The sequence below is a fragment of the Streptomyces sp. NPDC015130 genome (assembly GCF_043080005.1).
Lineage (GTDB): Bacteria > Actinomycetota > Actinomycetes > Streptomycetales > Streptomycetaceae > Streptomyces.
Genome location: NZ_JBIBVC010000010.1, coordinates 35,648 through 59,227, shown reverse-complemented (window position 1 = coordinate 59,227; position 23,580 = coordinate 35,648). Strand labels below are relative to the sequence as shown.

At 74.8% G+C, this 23,580-nt stretch carries 20 protein-coding genes and 1 pseudogene; 7 read left to right on the top strand and 14 right to left on the bottom strand.

Annotated features, from left to right (window positions below):
- Positions 1-37 precede the first annotated feature (37 nt).
- The 5 genes from ACF08F_RS21820 to ACF08F_RS21800 all read right to left on the bottom strand — a co-directional run bounded on the left by ACF08F_RS21820 (position 38) and on the right by ACF08F_RS21800 (position 5,335).
- Entirely contained in the window at positions 38-2,050 is a 2,013-nt protein-coding gene (locus tag ACF08F_RS21820) for an ABC transporter permease (protein ID WP_392300177.1), read from the bottom strand.
- A 5-nt stretch (positions 2,051-2,055) separates the two neighbouring features.
- Positions 2,056-2,451: a molybdopterin-binding protein gene (locus tag ACF08F_RS21815; RefSeq protein WP_392300176.1), complete on the bottom strand. Its 396-nt coding sequence runs from the start codon at positions 2,449-2,451 to the stop codon at positions 2,056-2,058.
- Positions 2,452-2,564: 113 nt separating this feature from the next.
- Entirely contained in the window at positions 2,565-3,044 is a 480-nt protein-coding gene (locus ACF08F_RS21810) for an Lrp/AsnC family transcriptional regulator (protein ID WP_392300175.1), read from the bottom strand.
- Positions 3,045-3,199: 155 nt separating this feature from the next.
- Positions 3,200-4,282, bottom strand: coding sequence for a magnesium and cobalt transport protein CorA (locus tag ACF08F_RS21805; RefSeq protein ID WP_392300389.1), 1,083 nt, complete (start codon positions 4,280-4,282; stop codon positions 3,200-3,202).
- A 93-nt stretch (positions 4,283-4,375) separates the two neighbouring features.
- On the bottom strand, positions 4,376-5,335 hold the full coding sequence (locus tag ACF08F_RS21800) for a serine/threonine dehydratase (protein WP_392300174.1): 960 nt from the start codon (positions 5,333-5,335) through the stop codon (positions 4,376-4,378).
- Positions 5,336-5,748: 413 nt separating this feature from the next.
- Between ACF08F_RS21800 and ACF08F_RS21795 the strand changes: the two genes are divergently transcribed.
- A complete protein-coding gene (locus ACF08F_RS21795) occupies positions 5,749-6,318 on the top strand; it encodes a hypothetical protein (protein WP_392300173.1) in 570 nt (189 codons plus the stop codon).
- A 10-nt stretch (positions 6,319-6,328) separates the two neighbouring features.
- On the opposite strand, the gene ACF08F_RS21790 is transcribed toward ACF08F_RS21795, so the two are convergent.
- The 6 genes and pseudogenes from ACF08F_RS21790 to ACF08F_RS21765 form a co-directional block, all read right to left on the bottom strand.
- On the bottom strand, positions 6,329-8,293 hold the full coding sequence (locus ACF08F_RS21790) for an alkyl/aryl-sulfatase (protein ID WP_392300172.1): 1,965 nt from the start codon (positions 8,291-8,293) through the stop codon (positions 6,329-6,331).
- Positions 8,294-8,353: 60 nt separating this feature from the next.
- Positions 8,354-8,998 carry a TetR/AcrR family transcriptional regulator gene (locus ACF08F_RS21785; RefSeq protein WP_392300171.1) on the bottom strand — a complete coding sequence of 215 codons (645 nt, stop codon included), beginning with the start codon at positions 8,996-8,998 and terminating at the stop codon, positions 8,354-8,356.
- 51 nt (positions 8,999-9,049) lie between these two features.
- Positions 9,050-10,047: pseudogene (locus tag ACF08F_RS21780) on the bottom strand (ROK family protein).
- A complete protein-coding gene (locus ACF08F_RS21775) occupies positions 10,044-10,541 on the bottom strand; it encodes a heparin lyase I family protein (protein WP_392300170.1) in 498 nt (165 codons plus the stop codon). The pseudogene ACF08F_RS21780 and the gene ACF08F_RS21775 overlap by 4 nt, the downstream one beginning before the upstream one ends.
- Positions 10,502-10,849: a hypothetical protein gene (locus tag ACF08F_RS21770; protein WP_392300169.1), complete on the bottom strand. Its 348-nt coding sequence runs from the start codon at positions 10,847-10,849 to the stop codon at positions 10,502-10,504. Before ACF08F_RS21770 ends, ACF08F_RS21775 begins: the two co-directional genes overlap by 40 nt.
- Positions 10,850-11,039: 190 nt before the next feature.
- Entirely contained in the window at positions 11,040-12,131 is a 1,092-nt protein-coding gene (locus ACF08F_RS21765; protein WP_392300168.1) for a substrate-binding domain-containing protein, read from the bottom strand.
- Between the two features lie 146 nt (positions 12,132-12,277).
- Between ACF08F_RS21765 and ACF08F_RS21760 the strand changes: the two genes are divergently transcribed.
- Complete coding sequence (locus ACF08F_RS21760) at positions 12,278-12,940, top strand: ThuA domain-containing protein (RefSeq protein ID WP_392300167.1); 663 nt, start codon at positions 12,278-12,280, stop codon at positions 12,938-12,940.
- A 64-nt stretch (positions 12,941-13,004) separates the two neighbouring features.
- Here the strand turns inward: ACF08F_RS21760 and ACF08F_RS21755 are convergent, their stop codons facing one another.
- On the bottom strand, positions 13,005-14,159 hold the full coding sequence (locus ACF08F_RS21755) for a Rieske 2Fe-2S domain-containing protein (protein WP_392300166.1): 1,155 nt from the start codon (positions 14,157-14,159) through the stop codon (positions 13,005-13,007).
- A gap of 175 nt (positions 14,160-14,334) precedes the next feature.
- On the opposite strand from ACF08F_RS21755, the gene ACF08F_RS21750 reads away from it, so the two are divergent.
- The 4 genes from ACF08F_RS21750 to ACF08F_RS21735 all read left to right on the top strand — a co-directional run bounded on the left by ACF08F_RS21750 (position 14,335) and on the right by ACF08F_RS21735 (position 20,465).
- Positions 14,335-16,032 (top strand): phosphodiester glycosidase family protein, encoded by a 1,698-nt coding sequence (locus ACF08F_RS21750; RefSeq protein WP_392300165.1) that lies wholly within the window; start codon positions 14,335-14,337, stop codon positions 16,030-16,032.
- Positions 16,033-16,305: 273 nt separating this feature from the next.
- Positions 16,306-17,313 (top strand): alpha/beta fold hydrolase, encoded by a 1,008-nt coding sequence (locus ACF08F_RS21745; RefSeq protein WP_392300164.1) that lies wholly within the window; start codon positions 16,306-16,308, stop codon positions 17,311-17,313.
- Positions 17,314-17,591: 278 nt separating this feature from the next.
- A complete protein-coding gene (locus tag ACF08F_RS21740; protein WP_392300388.1) occupies positions 17,592-19,085 on the top strand; it encodes an FUSC family protein in 1,494 nt (497 codons plus the stop codon).
- A gap of 324 nt (positions 19,086-19,409) precedes the next feature.
- A complete protein-coding gene (locus ACF08F_RS21735) occupies positions 19,410-20,465 on the top strand; it encodes a lactonase family protein (RefSeq protein ID WP_392300163.1) in 1,056 nt (351 codons plus the stop codon).
- 199 nt (positions 20,466-20,664) lie between these two features.
- On the opposite strand, the gene ACF08F_RS21730 is transcribed toward ACF08F_RS21735, so the two are convergent.
- Both ACF08F_RS21730 and ACF08F_RS21725 read right to left on the bottom strand, forming a co-directional pair.
- Positions 20,665-21,588, bottom strand: coding sequence for a sirohydrochlorin chelatase (locus ACF08F_RS21730; RefSeq protein WP_392300162.1), 924 nt, complete (start codon positions 21,586-21,588; stop codon positions 20,665-20,667).
- 143 nt (positions 21,589-21,731) lie between these two features.
- Positions 21,732-22,754 carry an N-acetylglucosamine kinase gene (locus tag ACF08F_RS21725; RefSeq protein WP_392300161.1) on the bottom strand — a complete coding sequence of 341 codons (1,023 nt, stop codon included), beginning with the start codon at positions 22,752-22,754 and terminating at the stop codon, positions 21,732-21,734.
- A gap of 112 nt (positions 22,755-22,866) precedes the next feature.
- Here ACF08F_RS21725 and ACF08F_RS21720 point away from each other — a divergent pair, with 112 nt between their 5' ends.
- Entirely contained in the window at positions 22,867-23,544 is a 678-nt protein-coding gene (locus tag ACF08F_RS21720) for a uracil-DNA glycosylase (RefSeq protein WP_392300160.1), read from the top strand.
- Positions 23,545-23,580: the final 36 nt, after the last annotated feature.

The window sequence follows — 23,580 nt, the reverse complement described above, 5'->3', positions numbered from 1 at the left end:
GTCGAGCACGTCGAGCAGGTCGAGCAGGTCGAGCAGGTCAGAGCGGTACGACGGTCACCTCGGTCGCCTTGACCCCGGTCCAGACGGGCACCCCGTCCGCGAGCCCCAGCTCGGCCGCCGCCTGCGGGGTGATCTCGGCGACGAGGTCCGGGGCCCGGTCGGAGGTCACCAGGACCCGCAGTCGGCTGCCGCTCGCGGTGATCTCCCGTACGGTCCCGGGCCAGACGTTACGGGGACTCCCGCCCGGCTTCTCGCGGTGTACCGCCACCGCCTCGGGCGCGATCACGGCCAGCGCCCGCGTGCCGGGCGGCGGCGGCTCGGCGGCGACCAGGGTGCCGCCCCCGTCGAGCGCGAGCCCCTCGGCCGTCGCGGCGCCCGGCCATGCGTTGCTGCCCAGCATCCGGGCGACCCAGGGCGACCGGGGATGGCGCGACACCTCGCCGGGGGAGGCGTCCTGGAGCGTGCGTCCGTCCTCCAGGACGAGGACCCGGTCGGCGAGGGAGACGGCCTCCACGGGGTCGTGGGTGACGATCAGACAGACACCGCCGAACCCCGCGAGATGGCGGCGCAGGGTGTGCCGCACATGGGCGCGGGTGGTCTGGTCGAGCGCGGCGAGCGGCTCGTCGAGGAGCAGCAGCCGGGGCCGGGCGGCCAGGGCGCGGGCGAGGGCGACCCGTTGGGCCTGGCCGCCGGAGAGCTGCGCGGGACGGCGGTGCGACAGGTGCCCCACGCCGAGCCGGTCGAGCCAGGCCTGTGCGGTCCGCCGCGCCTCGGCGCGCGGAACGCCGTGGGCCCGGAGGCCGTACGCGGTGTTCGACAGCGCGGACAGGTGCGGGAACAGCGCCCCGTCCTGCGGCACCCACGCCACCCGCCGGCGGTGCGGGGGCAGCCCGGTGACGTCGGTGCCGCCGAGCCGCAGCGTGGCGTGGGCGCGGGGGGTGAGGCCGAGGAGCGCCCGGAGGAGGGTCGTCTTTCCGGCGCCGTTGGGGCCGACGACGGCGATCGTGGTGCCGGGGTCGGCGTCCAGGGTCAGTTCGGTGAAGCCCCCGAGCTCGGCCCGCAGCGCCCACCGCCCGCCGTCGGCCTCCCCGGCCGACGTCGTCCCGCCCTCCTCCCTGCTGCCGGGGAGCGGGGCCCCGGTCGGCTCGGGGGAGGGGCCCGTCCCGGGAACCGGCTCGGGCTCGGGGGCGGGCGCGGCCCGCCGGGCCGGCGCGGGCGTCCCCGTCCAGCGACCGCGCAGGGCGACGAGGACGGCCATGGCGATGACGAGCAGCAGCAGCGAGACGGAGGTCGCGGCCTCCGGCTCCTCCTGGAGCAGCAGGTACACCTGGAGCGGCAGGGTCTGGGTGGTGCCCGGCAGGTTCCCGGCGAAGGTGATGGTGGCGCCGAACTCGCCCAGCGCCCGCGCCCAGGTGAGCGCGGCGCCCGCGAGGAGCCCCGGGGCGACCATGGGCAGCGTGACGGTGAAGAAGACCCGTACCGGCGAGGCGCCGAGGGACGCGGCCGTCTCCTCGTAACGGGGGCGCAGTCCTCCGAGGGCGCCCTCCAGGCTGATGACGAGGAACGGCATCGCCACGAAGGTGGCGGCGACGACCGCGCCCGAGGTGTGGAAGGGGAGCGTGATGCCGAAAGTGGACTCCAGCCAGGGCCCGAGGAGCCCGCGCCGTCCGAACGCGAGCAGCAGCGCGACACCGCCGACGGTCGGGGGCAGCACCATGGGCAGCAGGACGAGCGAACGGACCAGCGCCTTGCCGCGGAACGGCACCCGCGCCAGGAGCCAGGCCAGCGGGACGCCGAGCAGCAGCGACAGGCCGAGCGCCCAGAAGGAGACGAGCAGCGACAGCTTCAGGGCCTCGACGGTCCCGGGCGTGGTGAGGTGCCCGACGAAGGCGGCCCAGTCGGTACGGACCAGGACACCGGCGAGCGGGAGGACCAGGAACGCCACGGCGAGCAGCGCGGGGACGGCGAGGACGACGGGCGTGCGCGGGCCCTGGCGGGAAGGACGGGCGCGGAGCCGTTCCGCCGGGCCGGTCCGGCTCTTCGGGTGCATCGGGTTCAGACGCGGTCGATGTGGACGCTGGTCGACTTCACCCGGGCGGTGGCCCGCATGCCGACCTCGAGGCCCAGCTCGTCGACCGCCTCGCGGGTGAGCAGGGACACCAGCCGGTGCGGGCCCGCCTGGATCTCGACCTGTGCCGCGACGTCGCCGAGCTTGACGGCGGTCACGATCCCCGGGAACGCGTTCCGGGCGGAGGTGGTGGACTCGTCCTCCTCGCCGACGCCGCTCTGCGCGATCTCGATGGAGAAGGCGGCGAGGTCGCGGCCTTCGATGAGTCGCCGGCCGCTCTCGTCGCGATGGGTCGCGACCCGGCCCGCGTCGGCCCAGCGGCGGGCCGTGTCGGGGCTGACGCCGAGGAGCCGCGCCGCCTGCCCGATGGTGTAGGACTGCATGTGCGCCACGTTAGGTCGTGTTCCTTCCCGTCTACAACGAATCGAGGCGCATCTCGGCGCATCCGCCGGTCACCTTGGAGGAATCGCCAAGTCCGCTGGTCCTCCCGGCCCGCTCACGCCGTGCCGGACCGGCGTCCCACCGCTTCGACCAGGGGCAGCAGCCGGTGCGGCACCCGCTCGCGCAGCGCGATCTCGGTCCGGGTGCGGACGACGCCCGGCAGCTGGATGAGCCGCTGGATGACGTCCTCCAGGTGCCCGGCGTCACGGGCCACGACCCGGGTCAGCAGATCCCCGCCCCCGGTGATCGAGAAGGCCTCGACGATCTCGGGGACCGCCGCGAGCGCGTCGCCGACCTCGTCGAGGTGGCCCTGCGTGACCTCGACGTGGACGAAGGCGAGCACCGGGTGCCCCAGGGCGGCGGGGGAGAGGACGGGACCGGTCGAGGTGATCACCCCGTCCCGCTCCAGGCGGTCGATCCGCGCCTGGACGGTGCCCCGCGCCACGCCCAGGATCCGCGCGTACTCACGCACGCTCGTACGCGGCTGCTCGATGAGGAGCCGCAGGATGCGGGTGTCGAGTGCGTCCACCGCCATGGCCGGTCGGCCTCCTTCGCTCCCGGCGTCCTGATGCCGGGCTTCCGACTCTACCCAGGCCGTGGCCTGCGGCGACGCGCCGAAACGGGGCGCGGTGGAAGGCCCGCCGACCGGCGGCAGCCCCCCGACCGGCGGGAGTCGCGGCGGCCCTCCGCTCAGAGCCAGCCGTTGCGGCGGAAGCCCCGGTGGATGACGAGGCAGGAGAGGACGATGACGCCGAGGACCAACGGGTAGCCGTAGGTCCAGCGCAGTTCGGGCATGTGGTCGAAGTTCATGCCGTAGACGCCGCAGACCATCGTCGGGACCGCGACGATGGCCGCCCAGGCGGTGATCTTGCGCATGTCCTCGTTCTGCGCGACCGTCACCTGCGCGAGATGGGCCTGGAGGATCGAGTCGAGGAGGGCGTCGAAGGACGTCACCTGCTCCGCGACCCGGGCGAGATGGTCGGCCACGTCACGGAAGTACGCCCTGATGTCCGGGTCGACCAGCGGCATCGGATGGGTGGCGAGGTGCTGGAGGGGGCGGCCCAGCGGGGTCACGGCCCGCTTGAGTTCGAGGAGTTCGCGCTTGAGCTGGTAGATCCGTCCGGCGTCGCGCCGGTCCGCCTGCTCGGAGAAGACGGCGCTCTCGATCGCGTCGAGGTCGTCCTGCACGGCGTCCGCGACGGCCAGGTAGTCGTCCACCACGTGGTCCGCCATCGCGTGCAGCACGGCGGAGGGCCCCTTGGCCAGCTGCTCGGGCAGGTCCTCCAGGGCCTCGCGCAGCGGGCCGAGCGAGCCGTGGCCGCCGTGCCGGATGGTGATGACGAAGTCCGGGCCGACGAAGGCCATCAGCTCGCCGGAGTCCACGACCTCGCTGGTCGCGGTGAGTTCCTCGTGCTCGACGTAGCGGACGGTCTTGAAGACGGCGAACAGCACGCCGTCGTACTCCTCCACCTTGGGCCGCTGGTGGGCGTTGACCGCGTCCTCGACCGCCAGCGGGTGGAGGCCGAAGAGCTCGGCGAGACCGGTGAACTCCTTCTCGTCCGGCTCGTGCAGACCGATCCAGACGAAGCCGTCGCCGGCCTTGCGGACCTGCCGCAGCGCCTCCTCGGCCGAGCCGCGCCCGTTCCGCCGTACGCCGTCGATGTAGACCACGCAGTTGACGACCGCGCTGCCGAGCGGGGAGCGGGCCGGGTGGCTGAGGTCCACGGCACGCCGGTACGTCAGACGGACGGCCCTTCGCAGGCGCTGGATCATGGACACGACGTGCTCCTTCGGCGGATCGACGCGCCAGTCTGCCACCGGCGGCGACGCGTCCGCGAGTGCCCGGCGCGATCCGGGATCCAGGCCTTACGGGGCGACGAGATCCGTCGGGTCGGTGTTCGCGCCGCACAGGACCACGCAGACGGTCTCGCCGGGCGCGGGACGGTACGCGCTGTCCGGGGTGTCCGCTCCCGGGCGGGCCACGGCGGCGAGAGCGGTGGCGGCGGCGTGCTCGACGGCGAGGCGGCGGTCGTCCCACAGCGTCTGCCGGGCGCGGACGATCGCGGCGTCGGGCACGAGCACGGACTCCACACCGTCCTTCTGGGCCGCCCACACGGCGGTGGCGGAGGCGCGGCGGGCGCCGAGGGAGTCGGCGGCGACGGAGTCCACGGTGACGTCCACCGGCCGGCCGGCCCGGACGGCGGCGTCCAGGGCGCGGCAGTTCTCGGGTTCGACGGCGACGGTTCGGATGCCGTGGTGCCGGGCCGCGGTGGCGACCCCGGCGAAGAGACCGCCGCCGCCGACCGAGACGACGACGGTGTCGAGGCCGGGGACCTGTCGGCGGATCTCGTCGAGCAGGGTGCCCGCTCCGGCGGCGATCAGCGGATGGTCGTACGCGTGCGAGGCGAGCGCCCCGGTGGCCAGGGCGAACTCCTCGCAGGCGCCGAGGGCCTCGGCGTACTCCGTACCGACGAGCCGGACGTCCGCGCCGTACTCGCGGAGACGGGCCACCTTCACCCGGGGCGCGGTGGCCGGCAGGAAGACGGTGGCGGGGACGCCCTGCCGGGCGGCGGCCCAGGCGCAGGCGAGACCGGCGTTCCCGCCGGAGGCGATCGTGACCCCGGCGTCGGGCAGGGTGCCGGCCTCGCGGTGGGCGAGGAGGAAGTTCTGTGCGCCGCGCGCCTTGAACGAGCCGGTGTACTGCATCAGCTCCAGCGCGAGGTGTACGCCCCCGGGCTCCGTGGGCGCCGCGAGGGCGACGGGCCGGACGTGGCCGGCGATGCGGTCGGCGGCGGTGGTGATGTCGTCGTGGACGAGGGTGTGCACCTGGGGCTCCCGAGGGTCGTCGGCCGGGGTGCTCGGCGACCCCGCGGCACGTCCCCCGAACCTACCGCGACGCCCGCGCCGCACGTCACGCGTCACGCGCCTCGCGCCACGCGACGAGCCGGCACCCGCCATCCGCCGCCCGGTACCCGCCACCGGCGACCCTTTGCCTGCCACCCGTCACCGGTGACCCGCAGCCCGTCACCCGTCACCGGTGACCCGCAACTCGTCACCCGTCACCGGTGACCCGCAGCCCGTCACCCGTCACCGGTGACCCGCAGCTCGTCACCGTCACCGGCGACCCGTCACCTCTCACCCGTCACCCGTCACCCGTGACGCGTCACGCTTCACTCGTCATGGTGGACACGGTCCGAGCGGCGGGCGGGTCCCGGGCCGGCTCGGGCAGCGTGAGCGCCATGAACACCCGCCGAGCGCTGGTCGCTCTCCTCGCCGCGCTCCTCACCGGCGGCTGCGTGGCCGTCCCCGAGGCCCCCGCTCCGAACGTCCCGCCCCGGCCGGGCGGGCTCGCACCCGCCGCCGAACGTCCGCCGTCCGCCCTCCCGGCATGGCCGGAACCCACCGAGGCCAGGCCCCGGGAGAACCTCGCGGCCACCGAACCCCGCCCCGGCCGCCCGCCGGCGAAGCCCGACTCCGAGAAGCCCGCACCGCCGAAGGCCGCGCCCGCCCAGCACCGCCGCACCCCGGGGCAGACCGCCGGTGAGGCACCCGGCCGACCCGCCGCCCCGCGCAAGAACCCGGGTACGACGACGGAGCGCCGGAAGCCCGAGCGGGCCGGGAAGACCACCCGCAGGACCGCCCCGGCCACGGCCCCGAAGACCAGGTCCCCGCGGCCCGCGCCCGCCCCGCGTCCGACGCGGCCGGTGACCGGTCAGGCCCCCGAGATGCGCCGGCTCTGCCGGCAGGCCCAGGAGATCGACGCCCCGATGGGCGCCGCCGACCTGTGCCGCGGCATGTACGGGCGCTGACCGGTCCCGCTCACGGGGTCACGATCGGGAACTCCGGCTCGGGGGCTTCGAGGACCCCGAGCAGCCGGGGCAGGAGCGCGCGGTCGCCGGTCATCGTGATGCCGTCCGTGCCCTTCCCGGCGAGCAGCGCGATGAGCTGGGGCTTGGTCATCCTCATGGTCAGGCCCGCGTCGGCGGCGGGCCTGGAGTCCCGGGTCCAGGTGAGCAGACCGTTCGCGAGGCGCAGGTGCCAGTGGTCGTCGCCGATCTGCCAGTCGACGGCGATCCGCAGCGACCAGGCCTTCGGGCCGTCGACGCGTACGGCGAGGCTGTCGATGATCTGGCCGACGGTCAGGGCCAGGTACATGTCGGGGCCGAGGGTGGCGGTGGCGTGCGGCGTGACGCCGTGGAGGAGCTCCTGGGCTCCGGTGAGGTAGAAGTTCCGCCAGACGGCGTTCTCGACGGCCCGCCCCAGGCGGGTGTAGAGCGCGGCGAGCTGGCGGCGGGCCCGGCCGTCCCGGGGGTCGTTGAAGACGGCGTGGTTGAGCAGGGTCACGGCGAAGCGCAGCTCGCCCCGGTCGGCGTAGTGCCGGGCGCGGGCGCGGACCGCGGCCTGACCGCCGAGGGACTCCACCCAGAGGCGGGCCTCCTCGGCCGGCGGGTGCTCCCACAGATGCGCCGGGTTGCCGTCGAACCAGCCCATGTACCGCTGGTAGACCGCCTTGACGTTGTGGCTCAGCGAGCCGTAGTAGCCGCGGTTGGCCCAGACGCCTTCGAGCTGGGGCGGGAGCCGGAAGGTCTCCGCGATCTCGATGCCGGTCATGCCCCGGTTGATCAGCCGGACGGTCTGGTCGTGCAGGTAGCCGTACAGGTCCCGCTGGTGGGTCAGGAGGTCGACGATGGCGTCGTTGCCCCAGGTGGGCCAGTGGTGCGAGGCGAAGGCGACGTCGGCGGTGCCGTCGTAGAGGCCGATCGACTCGGTGAGGTATCCGGCCCAGGCGTGGGCGTCGCGGACCTGGGCGCCGCGCAGGGTGAGGATGTTGTGCATGGTGTGGGTGGCGTTCTCCGCCATGCACACCGCGCGCAGGTCGGGGAAGAGGAAGTTCATCTCCTCCTGGCACTCGGTGCCCGGGGTCATCTGGAAGCGGATCCGCACCCCGTCGAGGACGACCTCCTCGCCCGTGGTGCCGATGAGCCGGGTGGGGGCGATGAGTCCGACGGTGCCGAGGGAGACGGTGAGGCCGAGCCCGCAGCCGACCTGCGCGCCCGCGTTCTTGGGGAGCGTGGAGCCGTACATGTAGGCGGCGCGGCGGGCCATGGCGGTGCCGACGTACACGTTCTCGCTGACCGCGTGCTCCATGAAGCCCTCGGGCGCGAGGACGGGGACGTCCCCGGCGCCGTCCGGCAGCACGCCCCGGCAGCCGCCGAAGTGGTCGACGTGCGGGTGGGTGTAGATCATCGCCCGGACCGCGCGGTCGCCGCGGTGCTCGCGGTAGAGGCGCAGGGCAGCCGCGGCGGTCTCGGCCGAGATGAGGGGGTCGATGACGATGACGCCGGTGTCGCCCTCGACGATCGTCATGTTGGACAGGTCCAGGCCCCTGACCTGGTAGATCCGGTCGGTGACCCGGTACAGGCCCTGGCGGGACAGGAGCCGTGCCTGCCGCCACAGGCTGGGGTCGACGGTGTCGGGTCCCTCGTGGCCGTCGTCGTCCGGCGCCTCGGTGAGGAAGCGGTAGGCGGCGGGATCCCAGACGGTCCTCCCGGCGGCGGTGGTGATCGGTCCGCCGGTGAACGCGGCGATGAACCCGCGGTCCGCGTCCGCGAAGTCGGTCTCGTCCTCGTACGGGAGCCCGTCCGTCCGGGAGGGGGTCCGCACCTCCCGCACGCGGTGCCCGGCGACTGCCTGGGCGGTCTGCGGGTTCAGGGACACGGAGGCGGCGGCGGCGCCCATCGCGGCGGCGGCCGCGACGAAGCCTCGGCGGGCCATCGGAGTCATGGCAGGGTCACGTCCTTCCGGGGGAGGACGCCCACTATTGCAGTCCAACTGCAATACGAGTCAAGAGCTGTGCGGTACGACCTCCAGGAGCGCCCGCAGCGTGCGTCCGATCGCCGCCCCGGCCGCCGCCCCGTCGAGCCCGCGGCGGGACCGCAGATGGTCCCAGGCCGCCCACGACGAGGCGGCCTCCAGCGCGTCGAGCAGCCCGCCGGGCTCCTCGGCGTCCGGCACCCGCTCCAGCTCCGGGGCGAACACCGCGGCCACGTCCGCCCGGAACCAGGCGTCACCCTCCGCCATCACCCCGCGCAGCCCGGGCGAGTCCGGCTCCAGACCGAGCCCGATCCTGCGGATCGGCGTCATCACCTCGTACATCCGCCCGCGCTGCGCCACGAGCGCGCCCACCTTGCGCGCCGTCTCCCACGAGCGCGGCACCGGCTCCGCATGGGCGCGCCACCGCTCGGCCTGCCGCCGGGCGGCCGCCACGTACAGCGCCTCGCGGTCGGTGAAGTGCACGAACACCGTCCGCTCGGACACCCCCGCCCGCTCCGCGATGGCCTTCCTGGTGGGCTCCCGGCCGGTCTCCGAAACCAGCCCGAGCAGCGCGTCGAGCAGGGCCCCGTACGTCCACTCCGGATCCCGCCGACGCCGCCCGCGCCCACCCGAACCCGCCCCGCCGGGGCCCTTTTCCGCCTCCGTGTCACTCACCGGCCCATGGTGGCAGAAGGCCGACGGCCCGAGGGCCCCCGAACAGCCGGTTCAGTGGGACACGGAGTCCACGGCCGTCACCTTGGCGAGCGGATCCCGGGCGAGGAGATCCCGGGCGAGCAGCCCCGCGCCCAGGCACCCGGCGGAGTCCCCGAGGGTCCCGGGCACGATCGTGGGGATCCGCTGGAACGTGACCCGTTCCGCCACCGCGGCGCGCAGGGGCGTGAACAGGGTGTCCGCGGCCTCGGCGAGGCCTCCGCCGATGATCAGGGTGCGGGGATCCAGGACGGTGACGGCGGTGACCAGGCCGTCGGCCAGGGCGGCGACCGCCGTCCGCCACACCCTGGAGGCGGCCTCGTCGCCCGCCTCGACGGCCCGCACGCAGTCGCCGGCGCCGGCGGCGGGGTCGCCGCTCGCCGTGGCCCAGGCGCGACCGACCGCGGCGGCGGACGCCACCGCCTCCAGACAGCCCCGCCCGCCGCAGCGGCACGCGGGGCCGCCCGGACGGACGACGACGTGGCCGATCCCGCCGGCGCCTCCGTGGGCGCCGGCCTCGATCCGCTCGTCGATGCCGATGGCCCCGGCGACACCGGTGCCGAGCGACACGAAGAGGAACCGGCCGGTCCCGCGGCCCGCACCGAGACGGCCCTCGGCGAGACCTCGGCGTGGACCTCGTGCCCCAGCACGACGGGCGTCCCTTCGAGCCTGCGGCTCAGCAGCTCCCGGAGCGGGACGCCGCGCCGGCCGGGACCGGCGGCGTGGACGGCGACACCCCGCTCCGCGCCGACGGTACCGGGCACGGCGACACCCCTCTGCGCGTCCACGAAGCCGGGCACGGAAACGCCGACCGCCTCCGCCGCCGTGCCGAAACGCCACCGTCCACGGGCGCGCAGCTCCTCCGCGAGGCGGACGACCGACTCCAGGGCGGCCCCGGGGCCGTGCGCGCGCCCGCTCGCCCGCCGCTGCTCGTGCAGCACCGTCCCGTCGAGCCCGATCAGGGCCGCCTTGACGCCGGCTCCGGCCATGTCGAGGGCGATGACATGCCTCACGGAAGGGCTTCCTGGGAGAGGTCCAGGACGCGGATGTCGTCGTGGTGGACGATCCGCGTCGGTACGTCTCCCTTGTCGAGGGCCTGGCCGGGACGGTAGAGACCCCACTTGAGATAGCCGAAGTCCGCGGGGTTCACGGGGTGGAACGTCCTCACGTTCTCGTACGCCTGGCGGAGCGTGAACCCCGGTTCGCCGGGCAGCCGTGCGGAGACCCGGTAGTAGCCGGTGGCGTCGTCGGTCCAGCGCACGTCCACGCGGAAGTGTATCCACTCGTCGATGTGCGGGCGGAAGTCGCCGATCACGGTGGCCTGGAGGCCGAGGATCGGCGAGCGGAAGGCGATGCTGTTCCGTTTGGTCATCAGGTAGAAGGACGGCTGGTTCCCGCCGGCGTGCTTCCCCTGGAAGACGATGTCGCCGCTCTCCGAGTCCCCTGCCTGGAAGGGCTTCCAGTCCTTCAGCAGCACGCTGAACTCGTAGCGCTGCTCGTCGCCCACGACGAACTTCCCCTCGTGGACGTCGTTCGTGGCGCTCTCTCCTTGCGGTACATCAGCATCAGGGGCGCCGCGTCGCGCGGGACGGCCCAGGTCCTGCCGCCGAGGTCGACGAGCTGCCGGGTCGCCTCCGGGAACCGGTCCCTCACCAGCGGGCCGAGGGTGCCGCTCAGGTCCTCGACCTTCCCCTGGGCCGCGAACTCCGGCAGGTGGGGGTACTCGACCACCGCGACGTCCGGCGCGGTGCCGCCTTCACGGCGTTGGAGGGCCGTGACGGAGGCGGCCAGGGCGGCCGTGGTTCTGCGAAGCATGATGTGCACCGATCGTTCGCTGGGGCGTTGACCGGAATCATTCGGCAGCAAACATGCTTCGTCAATGACTTTGGCTTCATTCGATGAGGAGCGAAAGCAAGTGATGCGATGTGATGCGGTGCCCTCGGCCCGTCCGCGCGCCCCGACTGCCCTACGCGGCGCCCCGACCGGCCTACGCGCCCTGCGCGGCCTACGCGCCCTCGCGGGGCGCGGAGGGAGCGCCGCTGGAGTCCCGTACGCGCAGCTCCGGACGGAGCAGCAACTCGGCCAGGGGTGCGGCGGGATCGGCGATCCGGCGCCTCATCAGGTCGACCGCCCACGCCCCCACGGCCCTCTTGGGCGGCGCCACGGCCGTGAGCGGCACATCGCTCAGCTCGGCGACCTCGTCGTCGTACGTCACGATGGCCAGGTCCTCCGGGACCCGCAGGCCGCGCGCCTGGAGGAGGCCGACCAGGGTGACCGCGTCGAGGTCGTTGTGGACGAGGGCCGCGCGGACCTCCCCCGCCTCGACCGCCGCCACGAACTCCTCGAACCAGGTGGCCGGAGCCGCCCCGTCCGCCGGATCGATGGCGTACTCCGGCCCCTCGGGCAGCCGCAGGGCCTGGCAGGCCGCCGCGTAACCCTCCCGGATCAACGGCGTGTTGGGGCTCTCCGTCCGCGCGAGCAGCGCGACCCGCCCGTGCCCCAGCCCGGCGAGGTGCCGCACGGCCAGGCCCGCGCCATGGGCGTGGTCGGACGCGACCTGCTCCAGCCGCCCGGCCTGCCCGCCTGCCCTGCGGTCCACGAGGACGACCGGGACGTCGAGGCCGGCCAGCCACTCCTCGGCCAGGTCCGCGGGCTCCAGTCCGGCCCGCGGCATCAGCAGCAGCCCGTCGACGCCCGTGGCGATCAGCCGCCGCGCCTGCTCCCGGTTGTCCGCCAGTGTCTCGCCGGAGACCGCGAGGACGACGCGCACCCCGTGCGCGCGCGCCGCGTCCTGCACCCCGCGGATGATCTCGGGGTAGTAGTAGCCCCCCGGCGGCACGATCAGTCCGAAGGCGTCCCCCTGCCCCGCCGTCGGGCGGGGGGCGGCCGGCCCGGCCGTGTCGGCCGTCTGCGCCGCGCTCGTCGACATGGCCCCTCCGTGCACCCGCACGACCAGCCCCCGGCCCGCCAGGTCCCGGACGTCCTGGCGCACGGTGACGGCGGAGACCCCCATCTCCTCCGCCGCGTCCTTCACCTTGATCGACCCCCGGCGCTCGATCAGGCGCAGGAGGACCTCGCGCCGCTCTTCGGTCAGCACGTCATGTGCCCCCTCTCCTCGCAAGTGAAGCCATGTGCTTTCACTCGACAAACGAAAGGTATCAATCGGAGGGCGGAGCCTTGCGGTGAAGAGAGGGTGATCGCTAGGGTCGGGAGCAGAAAGCGCTTTCTCCAGAAGGGGTTCCCGTGCCGCCCTCGGACGTCCTCGTGTACACCCGCACCGCCGGCTACCGCCACGACTCGATCCCCGCGGGCGCGCGCGCCCTCGTCGAGCAGGCCCGGCAGTGCGGCTTCGAGGCGGAGGCGACGGACGACCCCGGCGCCTTCACGGACGAGCGGCTCGCACGGTGCGCGGCGGTGGCCCTCCTCTCCACCACGGGGGAGGTCCTCACCGACCCCGGCCGGACGGCCCTGGAGGCATACGTGCGGGGCGGCGGCGGCCTCCTCGCCGTCCACGCCGCCGCCAACGCCGAGCCCGGCTGGCCCTTCTACGGCGAACTGCTCGGCACCCGCTTCGCGGGCCACCCTCCCCTCCAGCCCGGCCTGGTCCACGTGGAGGACACCGCCCACCCGGCGACCGCGCACCTGCCGGCGCGGTGGGACTGGACCGACGAGTGGTACGACTTCACCTCACCCCCGCGCGAGTCCGGCGTCCACGTCCTGCTGCGCGCCGACGAGTCCACGTACACCGGCGGCACGCACGGCGTGGACCATCCGCTCTCCTGGTGCCACGACAAGGCCGGCGGCCGGTTCTTCTTCACCGCCCTCGGCCACACGTCGGAGTCGTACGCGTCCCCCGACTTCCGGGCCCACCTCGCGGGCGCCCTCCGCTGGGCGGCGCGCCGCTGAAGCGTGCTTCGCAAGCCCGCCCGGCCCGCGACGCCCGGCGCCCGCAACACGCCCCGGACAGGTCCTAGCGGGGCGCGGCGCCTCCGGGGTCGGCGCACAGGTCCGCGTCCGGGCAGCCGGCGGCCTGCGGACGGAGCGGGGTGCCGTTCGTACGCAGCACCTTCCGCACGTCGAGGATCAGCGGGAAGACCTCCTGGTTCCGGTCCGCCCCCTGTTCGTCCCAGGCCCTCTGCTCGGCCTCGACCGCCATCCTGTCCTGGGCGAAGACGCGCTCGGTGAAGCGCCGGATCAGCGGCCAGGCCAGGTGAAGGGCGCCGGGGACCGGCGGCTTCGCGATCATGAGCAGCCCGAAGACGCGGCTGACGCGCTGCTCGGCGTCCTCCGGCACGTAGGCGGCCCACAGGGAGAACGCCGCCGCATCGGACGACTCGGGGACCGTCTGCAGGGTCTGGTACGGGTACTCGGTGCGGATGGTGACGACGTCGGGCGTCGACGCGCCCCCCACGCCCTCCGCGGACAGCAGGCCCGCGCCCCGGTCCTTTCTGCCGCCGGAGGGGACGAAGAGGTACCTGGCCTCCACGGAGCGCGGACCCGTGTCGTATCCCAGCAGCTTCGGCTGGATCCGGCCCAGGACGCCCCGGTGCAGGAACTGGTGGTTCATGTCGAGCAGGTTCTCGTGCAGGAACGTGTAGTGGCAGCGCACGGAGCGCGAGAACATCATGGTCCGGTGCCGGGCCGAGTCCGCCTCCGGGAGCACCGGCAGGGGGGTGGCCTCGGCTCGGGCGGGGTCTCCGGGGAAGACGAAGACGAGGCCGTAGCGTTCGCGGACGGGAAAGGAGCGCACCCCGCGGGGCGGCCGCTCGGCACCCTTGGGCAGGTAGGGGATCTGCGAGATGCGCCCGTTCCCCCGGTACGCCCACGCGTGGTAGCAGCAGCGGAGCGTCTCGCCGTCCACCACTCCCAGGCTCAGCGGAACCTGGCGGTGGGCGCAGCGGTCCTCCAGGGCGTACGCGGTGCCGCCGGCGGTCCGGAAGAGCGCGATGCGCCGTCCCGCGAAGGAGGCCGCGTGGACCTTGTTCCTGCGCAGGCGCGCGGACCGGGCGAGCGGATACCAGAAGTCCGGGTCGATACCGACGCGCCGCAGATCGGTCTCGCGCGACTCGCCGGACTCCGGCGCCTCCCCGTTCCGCTCGCGGGTGGCGTTCGCCTCCTCGGTCATCCGTCTTTCCTCTCGCCGGGAACGGACGCCTCACGGGCGTACCGGGACAAGCGGAACACGGTCCGACCGGGCGCGCGATTCGCCGCCCGGCGCTCACCGGCCGGTCCCGGGCCGTGCGCCGCCCCGCTTCACCCGTCCGGGGCAACCCCGGGCCCCGGCCGCGTGTCCAGTACTCGTGATTCGATCTTCTTCTCCCCTGCCCAGGAGAGCCGCGCGCCTGAGCGCCGCGCTGCTCGTCGCCGCGTCCCCCCTGCTCGCCACCACGGCCACCGCCGAACCGGTCCCCGACCATCCGGCGCTCGGCGCGGTCTTCCCGCTGGGCGACCACTCGGCGCCGAAGACCGGGTACAGGGAACTGACCCCCGGCGTCAGCTACCGGGTGTTCACCCAGGGCGCCGCGAGCGACCGCTGGACGGTCTGGGTGCGGTACGACGACGGGCAGGAGGTGACCTCTTCGGAGAGCACCGCCACGGCCCACGCGGAGACGCTCCGGGCCGCCGGGTTCGGTGACGCCCGGGTCGTACCCGTGACGTCGCCCGCCACCGCGGACACGTACGCCCAGACGTTCTACGGCGTGCACGTCGGCAGGTACGCCACCGCGGCGGAGGCCCAGGCCCGCCGGGCGGAGCTGAAGGCCGAGAAGTTCACCGACTCCCGCGTGCTGTACACGGCCGAGACCGACCCCGACAGCCGGGGCCCCTGGCAGATCCGGGTGATCACCGTGAGACCGGACGCCCAGGTCGACCTGCGCGCCGAGCACGGCCTGACCGTCTCCGACTCCGAGACCGTACGGCAACTCTCCGCGCGCGCCGGGGCGCTGGCCGCCGTCAACGGCACCGAGTTCGACATCGCGTCCGACGGCAACACCCACCACATGGGTCACGAGGGCGTGCCCCAGGGCCTCTACATGCAGGACAACGTGCTGCTCGGGGCCCCCAACAACGGGCGCACCGCGCTGCTCCTGAACAGTGCGGGCGGGCACCGCATCACCGAGGTCAAGGCCCGGACATGGCTCACCGCGCCGAACAGGCCCGAGCGGGACGTCGACGGCATCAACCGGGTCGCGGGCCAGATCCTCGGCTGCGGAGGCGTCGGCGGCGACTTCCGGAAGACCGCGACCCAGGGCAACGTGCCCCGACTCGACCCCTGGCGCAACGGGACCTGCTACGACCCGAACGAGATCGTGGTCTTCCGGCCCGAGTGGGGTGCCGAAACCCCCGCACCCGCCGAGGAGTGGGCCGGGGCGCCCGTCACCGAGGCCGTCCTGAACGGCGCCTGGGAGGTGCTCGAAGTCCGCCACGCCCCCGGCCCGATACCCAAGGGCGGCCGTGTGCTCCAGGGCATCGGCACCGGCGGGGAGTGGCTGGGGGCGCTGAAGCCCAGGGATCGGATCACCCCGCACACCAGCGTCACCGACATGGCCGGGACCCGGGTGACCTCGTCGGCCCTCGCCGCCTTCGGGGCCGGCACACCCGCACTGATGCGCGACGGCCGGGTGTGGCTCAATCCGGCCGCCAACGGCATGGCGCACGTGGCCTGCGTCCTGCCCGCCCCGGCCGCGGGCTGCCGCCCCAGCGGCGTGCTCACCGCCCGCCACCCGCGCACCCTCGCCGGGATCTCGGCGGAGGGTCACCTCATGCTCGTCACGATCGACGGCCGGAACCCCGCTGCCAGCGTCGGTGTGACGCTGCCCGAGGCCGCCCGGGTGATGGAGTGGCTCGGCGCGCGCGACGCCGTCGGGCTCGGCAGCGGCGGTGACACGACGCTGATGGTGGAGAACTCCCTCTACAACCGGCCCTGGGACCACTGGGAGGACACCGCGCAGAGCGAGCGCGCGATGAGCAACGCGGTGGTCGTGGTCAAGCGCCCGTAGGGCCCTGCCTGCAGGATCGGGCCCCGGCGGGCACGGGGCGGCGGGGCCCGGCGAGCCCGGGGACGTCGAGGTCCGGCGGTCCGGCGTGCCCTCGGAGGCCGAGGTCCGGCGGGTACGGCGTGCCCTTGGACGCCGAGGATCGTTGATCTCCGAGAGCAGGACAAAAGGGTGCCAACGGGAAGGCTCGGGCGGCTGAGCGGCCGGGGCCGGGCGGTGACATCGCGCACCGCCCCCTTCCGCACGGTTCCTTCGCCGACCTGAAAGGACCCCGCAATGCCCCTCTCGTCACCGCCCCCTTCGGTCGGGTCGCAGCCGTCACAGCGGTCGGAGGTGGTGCGCCGGCACCGCTGGGACGGACTGCGCTGCGAGTCGCGCCTGGTCCCGGCGGCCGCCCCGAGGATGCGTCCGCTGCTCTTGATCGGGGGCGCCTTCCAGAGCAAGGAGACGTGGGGGCGCTGCGAGAAGCTCTTCCTGGCGGACATGGACGTCTTCACCGTCGACCCGCCCGGCTGGGGCGCCGCCGACCCGCTGCCCCCGGGGCGGAGCGTGGACACCCTGGCGGACGCCGTCTGCCACATACTCGACGAGAGCGGTCTGCGGCGGGTCAACGTGGTGGGCGGCTCCTACGGGAGCGCCATCGCCTACCGCATCGCCCAGCGCCGTCCCGACCTCGTGGGACGCATGGTCCTGGTCGGCACGATGGCGGCCATCCCCGAGCACTCCCGGCAGGCCATGCACCGCGCCCTGGCCTTCCTCGACGCCGGCAGGATGGACGAGTACGCCCATGCCGCCGTCGACATCATGATGAACACGGGGCGCCTCGACGGGATCACCAACGGCGCGCGCGTCCGCCGCTTCCTCCTGCGGCGCCTGGCCGCCCTCTCGGCGGCCGAGATCGTGCAGGTGAGCACCAACACGCAGCGTCTCCTCCGGCACGCCGAGCTGGACACCGGCGTGCCGGTGGCGGCCACCACCCTGACCGTGACGGGTGAGCACGACGCCTTCACCACCCCGGCGCAGTGCCGACGCATGGCGCTGGCGTGCGGCACGGGCTGGTTCGCCGAGATCGCGGAGAGCGACCACATGCTCTTCCTGGAACGGCCCGCGGAGATCACCGACCTGGTGACCCGCTTCCTGTCCGACGAGCCGCTGCACGGCCTGCCCTACTGCACAAGGGTCGAGCAGCTCCCCGCGAGCCCGTTCCCGGCACCACGGGCCGCCGCCCCGGCGCCCGAAGGGAAGCCCGCCGGACGCGTCGGGGGACTCGACCCGACCGCCTGAGCCAATGGCTCCGTCCGGTCACCCGCACCACCCCACGGCTGGGCCAATGGCCCAGCCCTTCTTCTCTCTGTTGAGCCGAAGTACCCCCTTCGGTCTATCCTTGTAGGCATCACACATCTTCGGCGCCGCGCAGCGCCGTCCGGCGACGAGGCCGGACCGGCCCGCGGTGCTTTCGTCGTGTCCGAGCCCCCACCACCCCAGGGGGACCTCGCGCGCGGTGAGGGAACAGATCAAGGGGGGCGGGATTGGCCGCCGTGCTGAAGCTGCAGAAGTACTTCATGGCTCCGGATCCGGGGCGGGTCCGGCTGCGGATCTCGCTCCGCGCCGTCCTCGGCGTCACACTCGCGGTCGCCCTGGCCGAGCTGCTCGGCCTGTCCCTCGTCGCGTCCATCACCGCCGGTCTCGCCGCGCTGCTCGCGCTCTTCACGGTGGGTGACTCCACGGTGCGCCGTCAGGCCGTCACCACCGCCCTGCTGCCGACCGTCGGCTTCCCCGTGCTCGCCCTCGCGACCCTTCTGCACGACGCGCCGCTCGCGCGCGACACGGCCTGGCTGCTCGTGATCTTCGCCGGCGTCTACGTGCGCCGCTGGGGGCCGCGAGGGCACGCCCTGGGCATCTTCGCCTTCATGCAGTTCTTCGTGACCCAGTTCCTCCACGCGCTCCCCGCCCAGCTCCCCGAGCTGTACGCGGCGACCGGCGTCGCGCTGGTCGCGGCCGCGGCCGTGCGCTTCGTGCTGTGGCCCGTCGAGCGTCGGGTCCCGCCGCCGACGGCGCCCGCCCCGCTGCCCGGGACGGGACTCGCCCGGGCCACCACCCGCCAGGCCGTCCAGGTCACGGTCGCCTCGGCGGCGGCCCTCGTCATCGGACAGTTCCTCTCGGAGGAGCGCTGGTACTGGGCCGTCGGCACGGTCTGGTGGATCTTCGTCAACACGGCCTCACGGGGCGAGACGCTCGTACGGGGCTTCCGACGCGTCCTCGGAACCGTCACCGGCATCGTCGGCGGATTCCTCGTCGCCATCCCCCTGGGGGGCGCGCCCGTCGTCACCGCGCTGCTGGTCGCCGTCTGCGTGTTCGGCATCTTCTACACCGCCGCCGTCTCGTACAGCTGGATGATCCTCGCGGTCACCGTCATGGCCAGCCTGCTCTACGGGCTGCTGGGGGTGCTGGACGGCGCGCTGCTCCTGCTGCGCGTGGCCGAGACCGGGGCCGGGGCCGTGTGCGCCGGTCTCGCCGTGACGCTGGTCCTGCCCGTCCGGACGCACACCACGAACGACGCGTGGATCCAGCGAGCGCTCCTCTGCGTCAGGTCCGCGACCTCGGCGACCGTCCGCCGCCTCGCCGGTGAGGAAGCCGCCGACCCCGCGCCGCACGCCGCCGAGCTGGAGGCGCTCCTCGGCCGCGTACGGCTGTCGCTGGCTCCGCTGGTGCATCCGCTGACCCCCTTCAGGGGGCGGAAGGAGCGGGCGCGCCGCGTCCTCGTGCTCCTCGACGAGGCGGCCCGGGAGGTACGCGGACTGGTCGCCGTCGCCGCCGACCCGGACGCCAGCCACGACGCCCGCCTGGCCGCCGCCTGCTGGCGCGTCGAAGCCGCCGTGGAGGCCCTCACCTCCCGCGAAGGGGCCGCGGTGGAGCCGGACGGACACCTCCGGACCGAGAGCGACGCCCACGCGGGCGCCCCGGCTCTCGCCCACGCGAGGGGCCTCGCCCGCGTCCTCACGGAACTGGACGCCCCACTGCGCACGCCGCCGGGCGCGTGGATGCTCCGCTCCTGAGCGCCCCTGCGCCGCCCCGGCCCGCGCGTCCGTAACCGGCCCGGCCTACTGGGCCCGGCCCTGGCCCGCTCTGGCCCTGGCCCGGCGCAGCCCGGCCCGTCCTGGCCCGTCCTGGCCCGGCCCGCCCCGGCCCGGCCCGGCGTGGCCCGGCCTGACCCGACCCGCCCCGGCCCGATCCGTACCGGCCGGCCCCCCCGCCCGGGATCCGGGCCGTCCCCCGCCCGGGATCCGGCCATGCCCGATCCAGTTGGTCTAGACCGCCTGCTACCGTCGGCCGGACGACGGCCGGTCGTCCGTGACCGGTCGTGCGACAGGGGAGGCGGCATGGGCGACACACGGGCGGTACAGGGGCGGAGCGCGGCGCGCGCGTACATCGGGTCGTTCACCTCGGCGGGCGGGCGCGGCGTCCTCGCCGCCGATGTCGACGCGGCGACGGGCGCGCTGACCGTCACCGGCGCCACCGACGCCGTCGCCGACCCCTCCTTCCTCGCCCTCGCCGGCCCCGTGCTCCACGCGGTGTCCGAGAGCGAGCTGGGCGCCGTCGCCGCCTTCGACGTCACCGGACCCACGCCCAGGCCGCTCGGCGACCCCGTGCCCGTCGACGGCGCGGGCCCCACCCACCTCGCCCTCGCCGCCGGCCACCTCGTCACGGCCAACTACACCTCCGGCAGCGTCACCGTCCTGCCGCTGGCCGCGGACGGCACCCCCCGCCCTGCCACGGCCGTCCTGCGGCACGAGGGCCGCGGCAGCGTCCCCGGCCGCCAGAGCGGCCCCCACGCCCACCAGGTGCTCCCCGACCCGTCCGGCCGCTGGGTCGTCAGCGTGGACCTCGGCACCGACTCCGTACGGATCTGCGTCCTCGATCCCGGGACCGGGGAGCTCACCCTCCACGGCGAGACCGCGCTGCGCCCCGGCACCGGCCCGCGTCACCTCACCTTCCACCCGGCCGGCACCCACGTCTACGTCCTGAACGAGCTGGAGCCCACGCTCACCGTCTGCCGCTGGGACGCGGCGACGGGCACCCTCGAACCGCTCGGCGAGACCCCCGTCGTCCCCGAGGGCACGCAGGGCCCCAGCCACCCCTCCGAGATCGTCGCGTCCCGCGACGGGCGGTTCCTGTGGGCCGCCGTCCGCGGCGACGACACCCTGGCCGTCCTCGCCCTCGACGCGGACGGAGCGAAGGCCGAACTCGTCGCCACCGTGCCCTGCGGAGGCGTCTGGCCGCGCGACCTGACCCTCGACCCCTCGGGCCGGCGGCTGTACGCGGCCAACGAGCGCTCCGGGGACGTCACCTGGTTCGACGTCGACCCGGAGACCGGCGTACCGGCCCGGGCGGGCGCGATCGAGGTCCCGGCGGCCTCCTGCGTCGTCTTCGGCTGAACCACGCGAGACGGCTGAACCACGCGAGACGGCCGAACCAGGCGGGACGGCCGAACCAGGCGGGACCGCAGCTCGCGCGGGACGTGCCGACGTGCGAGACCTGCGCCCGCGCGGGACGTGCCCGCACCCGCCGCCGCGTACGCGGAAGGGCCCGCACCGGAATCCCGGTGCGGGCCCTTTTACGGCCTCGTGCCGCGCCTCAGAGCGACGGCGCGCCCTGCGGCTGCTGCGGCGGGATGCCCAGCGCCGAGCTGTACTGCGAGAGCACCAGCTTGCCGATCGCCGGGTAGGCCCCCAGCGGCTCGGCGGCGGCGCACCCGGCCTCCTTCGAGGCCTCGTCGAGCAGGCCCTCGGCCAGCTCGGGGCCGATCAGGTACGGGGCGAGCGCCAGCTGGGCCGAGCCCGCGGCACGGAGCTGCTCGGCGATGGAGGTGATCGAACCCTCCTGGTCGAGCGCGGCGGCCATCACCGGCACCGCGAGGCGCGCGGCGAGCAGCATGCCGGTGATGCCGGCGGCCTGCACGGCCTCCTCGCCACCGACCGTGGCCAGGATGATGCCGTCGGCGGCGGTCGCCACCGTGAACAGCCGGGCGCGGTCGGCGCGGGCGAGCCCCGCCTCGGACAGGCGCACGTGCAGCGCCTCGGCGAGCAGCGGGTGCGGGCCGAGGACCTCGGTCAGCTCGGCGGTGTTCCCGGCGTCCATGACGGCCTGGCGCACCTGGCGCATCACGGCGCTGTCCGGGCCCGCGAGCAGCGGGACCACGACGGCGGCGGGACCGGCCGGGGCGGCGACCTCACGGCCGGCGGCCACGGCCAGCTCGTACCGCTGGACGCGGAGCGCGTCGGCGGCCGTCAGCACGGTCGCGAGCGCGGGGTACTCGACGTCGTCGCCGTCCAGGAAACCGATCGCGGCCTCCAGGCCGGGCAGCTCCGAGCGGGCGATGCTCACGACCTCTTCGGCCAGCGAGCGTATGGCGGCCGACGGCACACCGGGAACGGCGAGAACCAGTGCGGGAGCGCCCTCGGGCGCCGCCGCGGGTTCGGGGCGACGGTGCCGCCCGGACTGGCGGGGGCGAGGCATTCGTACAGGCAGGCCGGAAGCAGGCCCAGTGGGGGAGCTCATGGCGCCGCATGCTACTGGTTTCGTCGGCCACGCTGTTCGGTGAGGTGCGATCGCGCGCCGTCTGTCCCCCTATGTCCGGTCTTCGTGTCCGGTCCAGGCCCGGTCCGCGCTTCCGCACCACCCCCGACCTGGGCGGACGCCGCTCATGCCCCCGTATCGCCGAACAGGCGCAGCAGCGACGGATCCTCCGGGAGACGCAGTGTGCCGGAGGCGAGTGCCGAGGCGAGGAGGACCGCGCCGGCCAGCGGATCGCCGGCCGGCGCGACCGCCCGGGCGTGCGGGACCCGCTCCGTGAGTGCGGCACGCAGCGGTACGAGGAGGGGGTCGCCCATCCGGAAGAGACCGCCCGTCAGGGCGACCAGGGCGCCCGGTCCCGCCGGGCACACGGCCTCGGCCGCGTCCGCCACGTGCGCCGCGGCGCGGCCGAGCACCTCCGCCGCGACCGGGTCCCCGGCGGCGGCGCAGCCCCCCACCTCCGGGGCGAACGAGGCGAGTACGGCGGGCCGGTCGGTACGGGGGTAGAGCACGCCCGGCAGCCCGGCGGCGGGACCGAACAGCTTCTCGGCCCGCGCGAGGAGCGCGGCCGAACCGCCGCGGCGCCCGTCGTGGGCGCGCATCGCCGCCTCCAGGCCCGCCCGGCCGATCCACGCGCCGCTGCCGCAGTCGCCGAGGAGATGCCCCCAGCCGTCGGCGCGCCGCCAGGAGAGCAGGTCCGTGCCGAGCGCGATCATCCCCGTGCCGCCCGCGACGACCGCGCCCGGCCGCTGACCGAGCGCCCCCGCGTACGCGGTGACGGCGTCGGCCGCCAGCGCGAGCCGTCGGACGCCCCACGCCTCGGCGAAGGCACCCGGCAGTTCGGCACGCAGCTCGTCCCCGAGCGTCGCCATCCCGGCGGCGCCCACGGCCACCGCGAGGACCGGCCGGCCGGCCGCCGCACCCGCGGCCCCCGTCCCGGCGCGCTCGCGCAGCGCGTGGACGGCCGGGAGGACCTGCTCCAGGAAGTGCGCCGCCGAGATGCCGGCCGGCCCGGTCCTGACCGGCTCCCGCGAGGCGAGGGTGTCGAGCACCGTCCCGTCCGCCGCCCCGGCCAGCGCGATCCGCAGTCCGGAACCGCCGGAGTCCACACCGACGACAAGCCCCTCGGCGGGTTCGTTCACGGAATCCACGGTGCACCGTCCTGACGTCGGAGGGACAAGAGAGGTGGGCGGGTGACGAAGGGCCGGGTCCCGGGGCCGGGGCGGACCCGGGTGTCACTGTAGGCCGGTAGAGTGACGGACCGTGACAGCGCGACCCTTGAACGAACTGGTGGAGCCCGGCTGGGCGGAGGCCCTGAGCCCCGTCGCGGGCCGTGTGGCGGAGATGGGCGACTTCCTGCGCGCGGAGATCGCCGCCGGCCGGACGTACCTGCCGTCCGGGCCGAACGTGCTGCGGGCCTTCCAGCAGCCCTTCGGCGACGTGCGGGTCCTGATCGTGGGTCAGGATCCCTACCCGACACCGGGGATGGCGATCGGACTCAGCTTCGCGGTCGCTCCCGAGGTCCGCTCGCTGCCGGGCAGCCTGGAGAACATCTACCGCGAGCTGAACACCGATCTGGGTCTGCCCAGGCCGTCGAACGGCGACCTGACCCCCTGGACCCGCCAGGGCGTCCTGCTCCTCAACAGGGCCCTGACGACGGCCCCGCGCAAGCCGGCCGCCCACCGCGGCAAGGGCTGGGAAGAGGTGACCGAGCAGGCCATCCGCGCCCTGGCAGCCCGCGGCAAGCCGCTGGTGTCCATCCTGTGGGGCCGGGACGCCCGGAACGCCCGGCCGCTCCTCGGCGACCTCCCGGCGATCGAGTCGGCGCACCCGTCCCCGATGTCGGCGGACCGGGGCTTCTTCGGCTCCCGCCCCTTCAGCCGCGCCAACGAACTCCTCCTGAACCAGGGCGCCCAGCCCGTGGACTGGCGCCTGCCCTGACCCGCGCGCGGCGGACCGGCGCCCTGGGGGCACGGC

What these genes read in the sequence shown, in the direction of transcription:
- ACF08F_RS21820 (WP_392300177.1), bottom strand. Translation starts at nt 2,050, where the DNA reads ATGCACCCGAAGAGCCGGACCGGCCCGGCGGAACGGCTCCGCGCCCGT.
- ACF08F_RS21815 (WP_392300176.1), bottom strand. Translation starts at nt 2,451, where the DNA reads ATGCAGTCCTACACCATCGGGCAGGCGGCGCGGCTCCTCGGCGTCAGC.
- ACF08F_RS21810 (WP_392300175.1), bottom strand. Translation starts at nt 3,044, where the DNA reads ATGGCGGTGGACGCACTCGACACCCGCATCCTGCGGCTCCTCATCGAG.
- ACF08F_RS21805 (WP_392300389.1), bottom strand. Translation starts at nt 4,282, where the DNA reads ATGATCCAGCGCCTGCGAAGGGCCGTCCGTCTGACGTACCGGCGTGCC.
- ACF08F_RS21795 (WP_392300173.1), top strand. Translation starts at nt 5,749, where the DNA reads ATGAACACCCGCCGAGCGCTGGTCGCTCTCCTCGCCGCGCTCCTCACC.
- ACF08F_RS21790 (WP_392300172.1), bottom strand. Translation starts at nt 8,293, where the DNA reads ATGACTCCGATGGCCCGCCGAGGCTTCGTCGCGGCCGCCGCCGCGATG.
- ACF08F_RS21770 (WP_392300169.1), bottom strand. Translation starts at nt 10,849, where the DNA reads ATGCTTCGCAGAACCACGGCCGCCCTGGCCGCCTCCGTCACGGCCCTC.
- ACF08F_RS21755 (WP_392300166.1), bottom strand. Translation starts at nt 14,159, where the DNA reads ATGACCGAGGAGGCGAACGCCACCCGCGAGCGGAACGGGGAGGCGCCG.
- ACF08F_RS21745 (WP_392300164.1), top strand. Translation starts at nt 16,306, where the DNA reads ATGCCCCTCTCGTCACCGCCCCCTTCGGTCGGGTCGCAGCCGTCACAG.
- ACF08F_RS21740 (WP_392300388.1), top strand. Translation starts at nt 17,592, where the DNA reads ATGGCTCCGGATCCGGGGCGGGTCCGGCTGCGGATCTCGCTCCGCGCC.
- ACF08F_RS21735 (WP_392300163.1), top strand. Translation starts at nt 19,410, where the DNA reads ATGGGCGACACACGGGCGGTACAGGGGCGGAGCGCGGCGCGCGCGTAC.
- ACF08F_RS21730 (WP_392300162.1), bottom strand. Translation starts at nt 21,588, where the DNA reads ATGAGCTCCCCCACTGGGCCTGCTTCCGGCCTGCCTGTACGAATGCCT.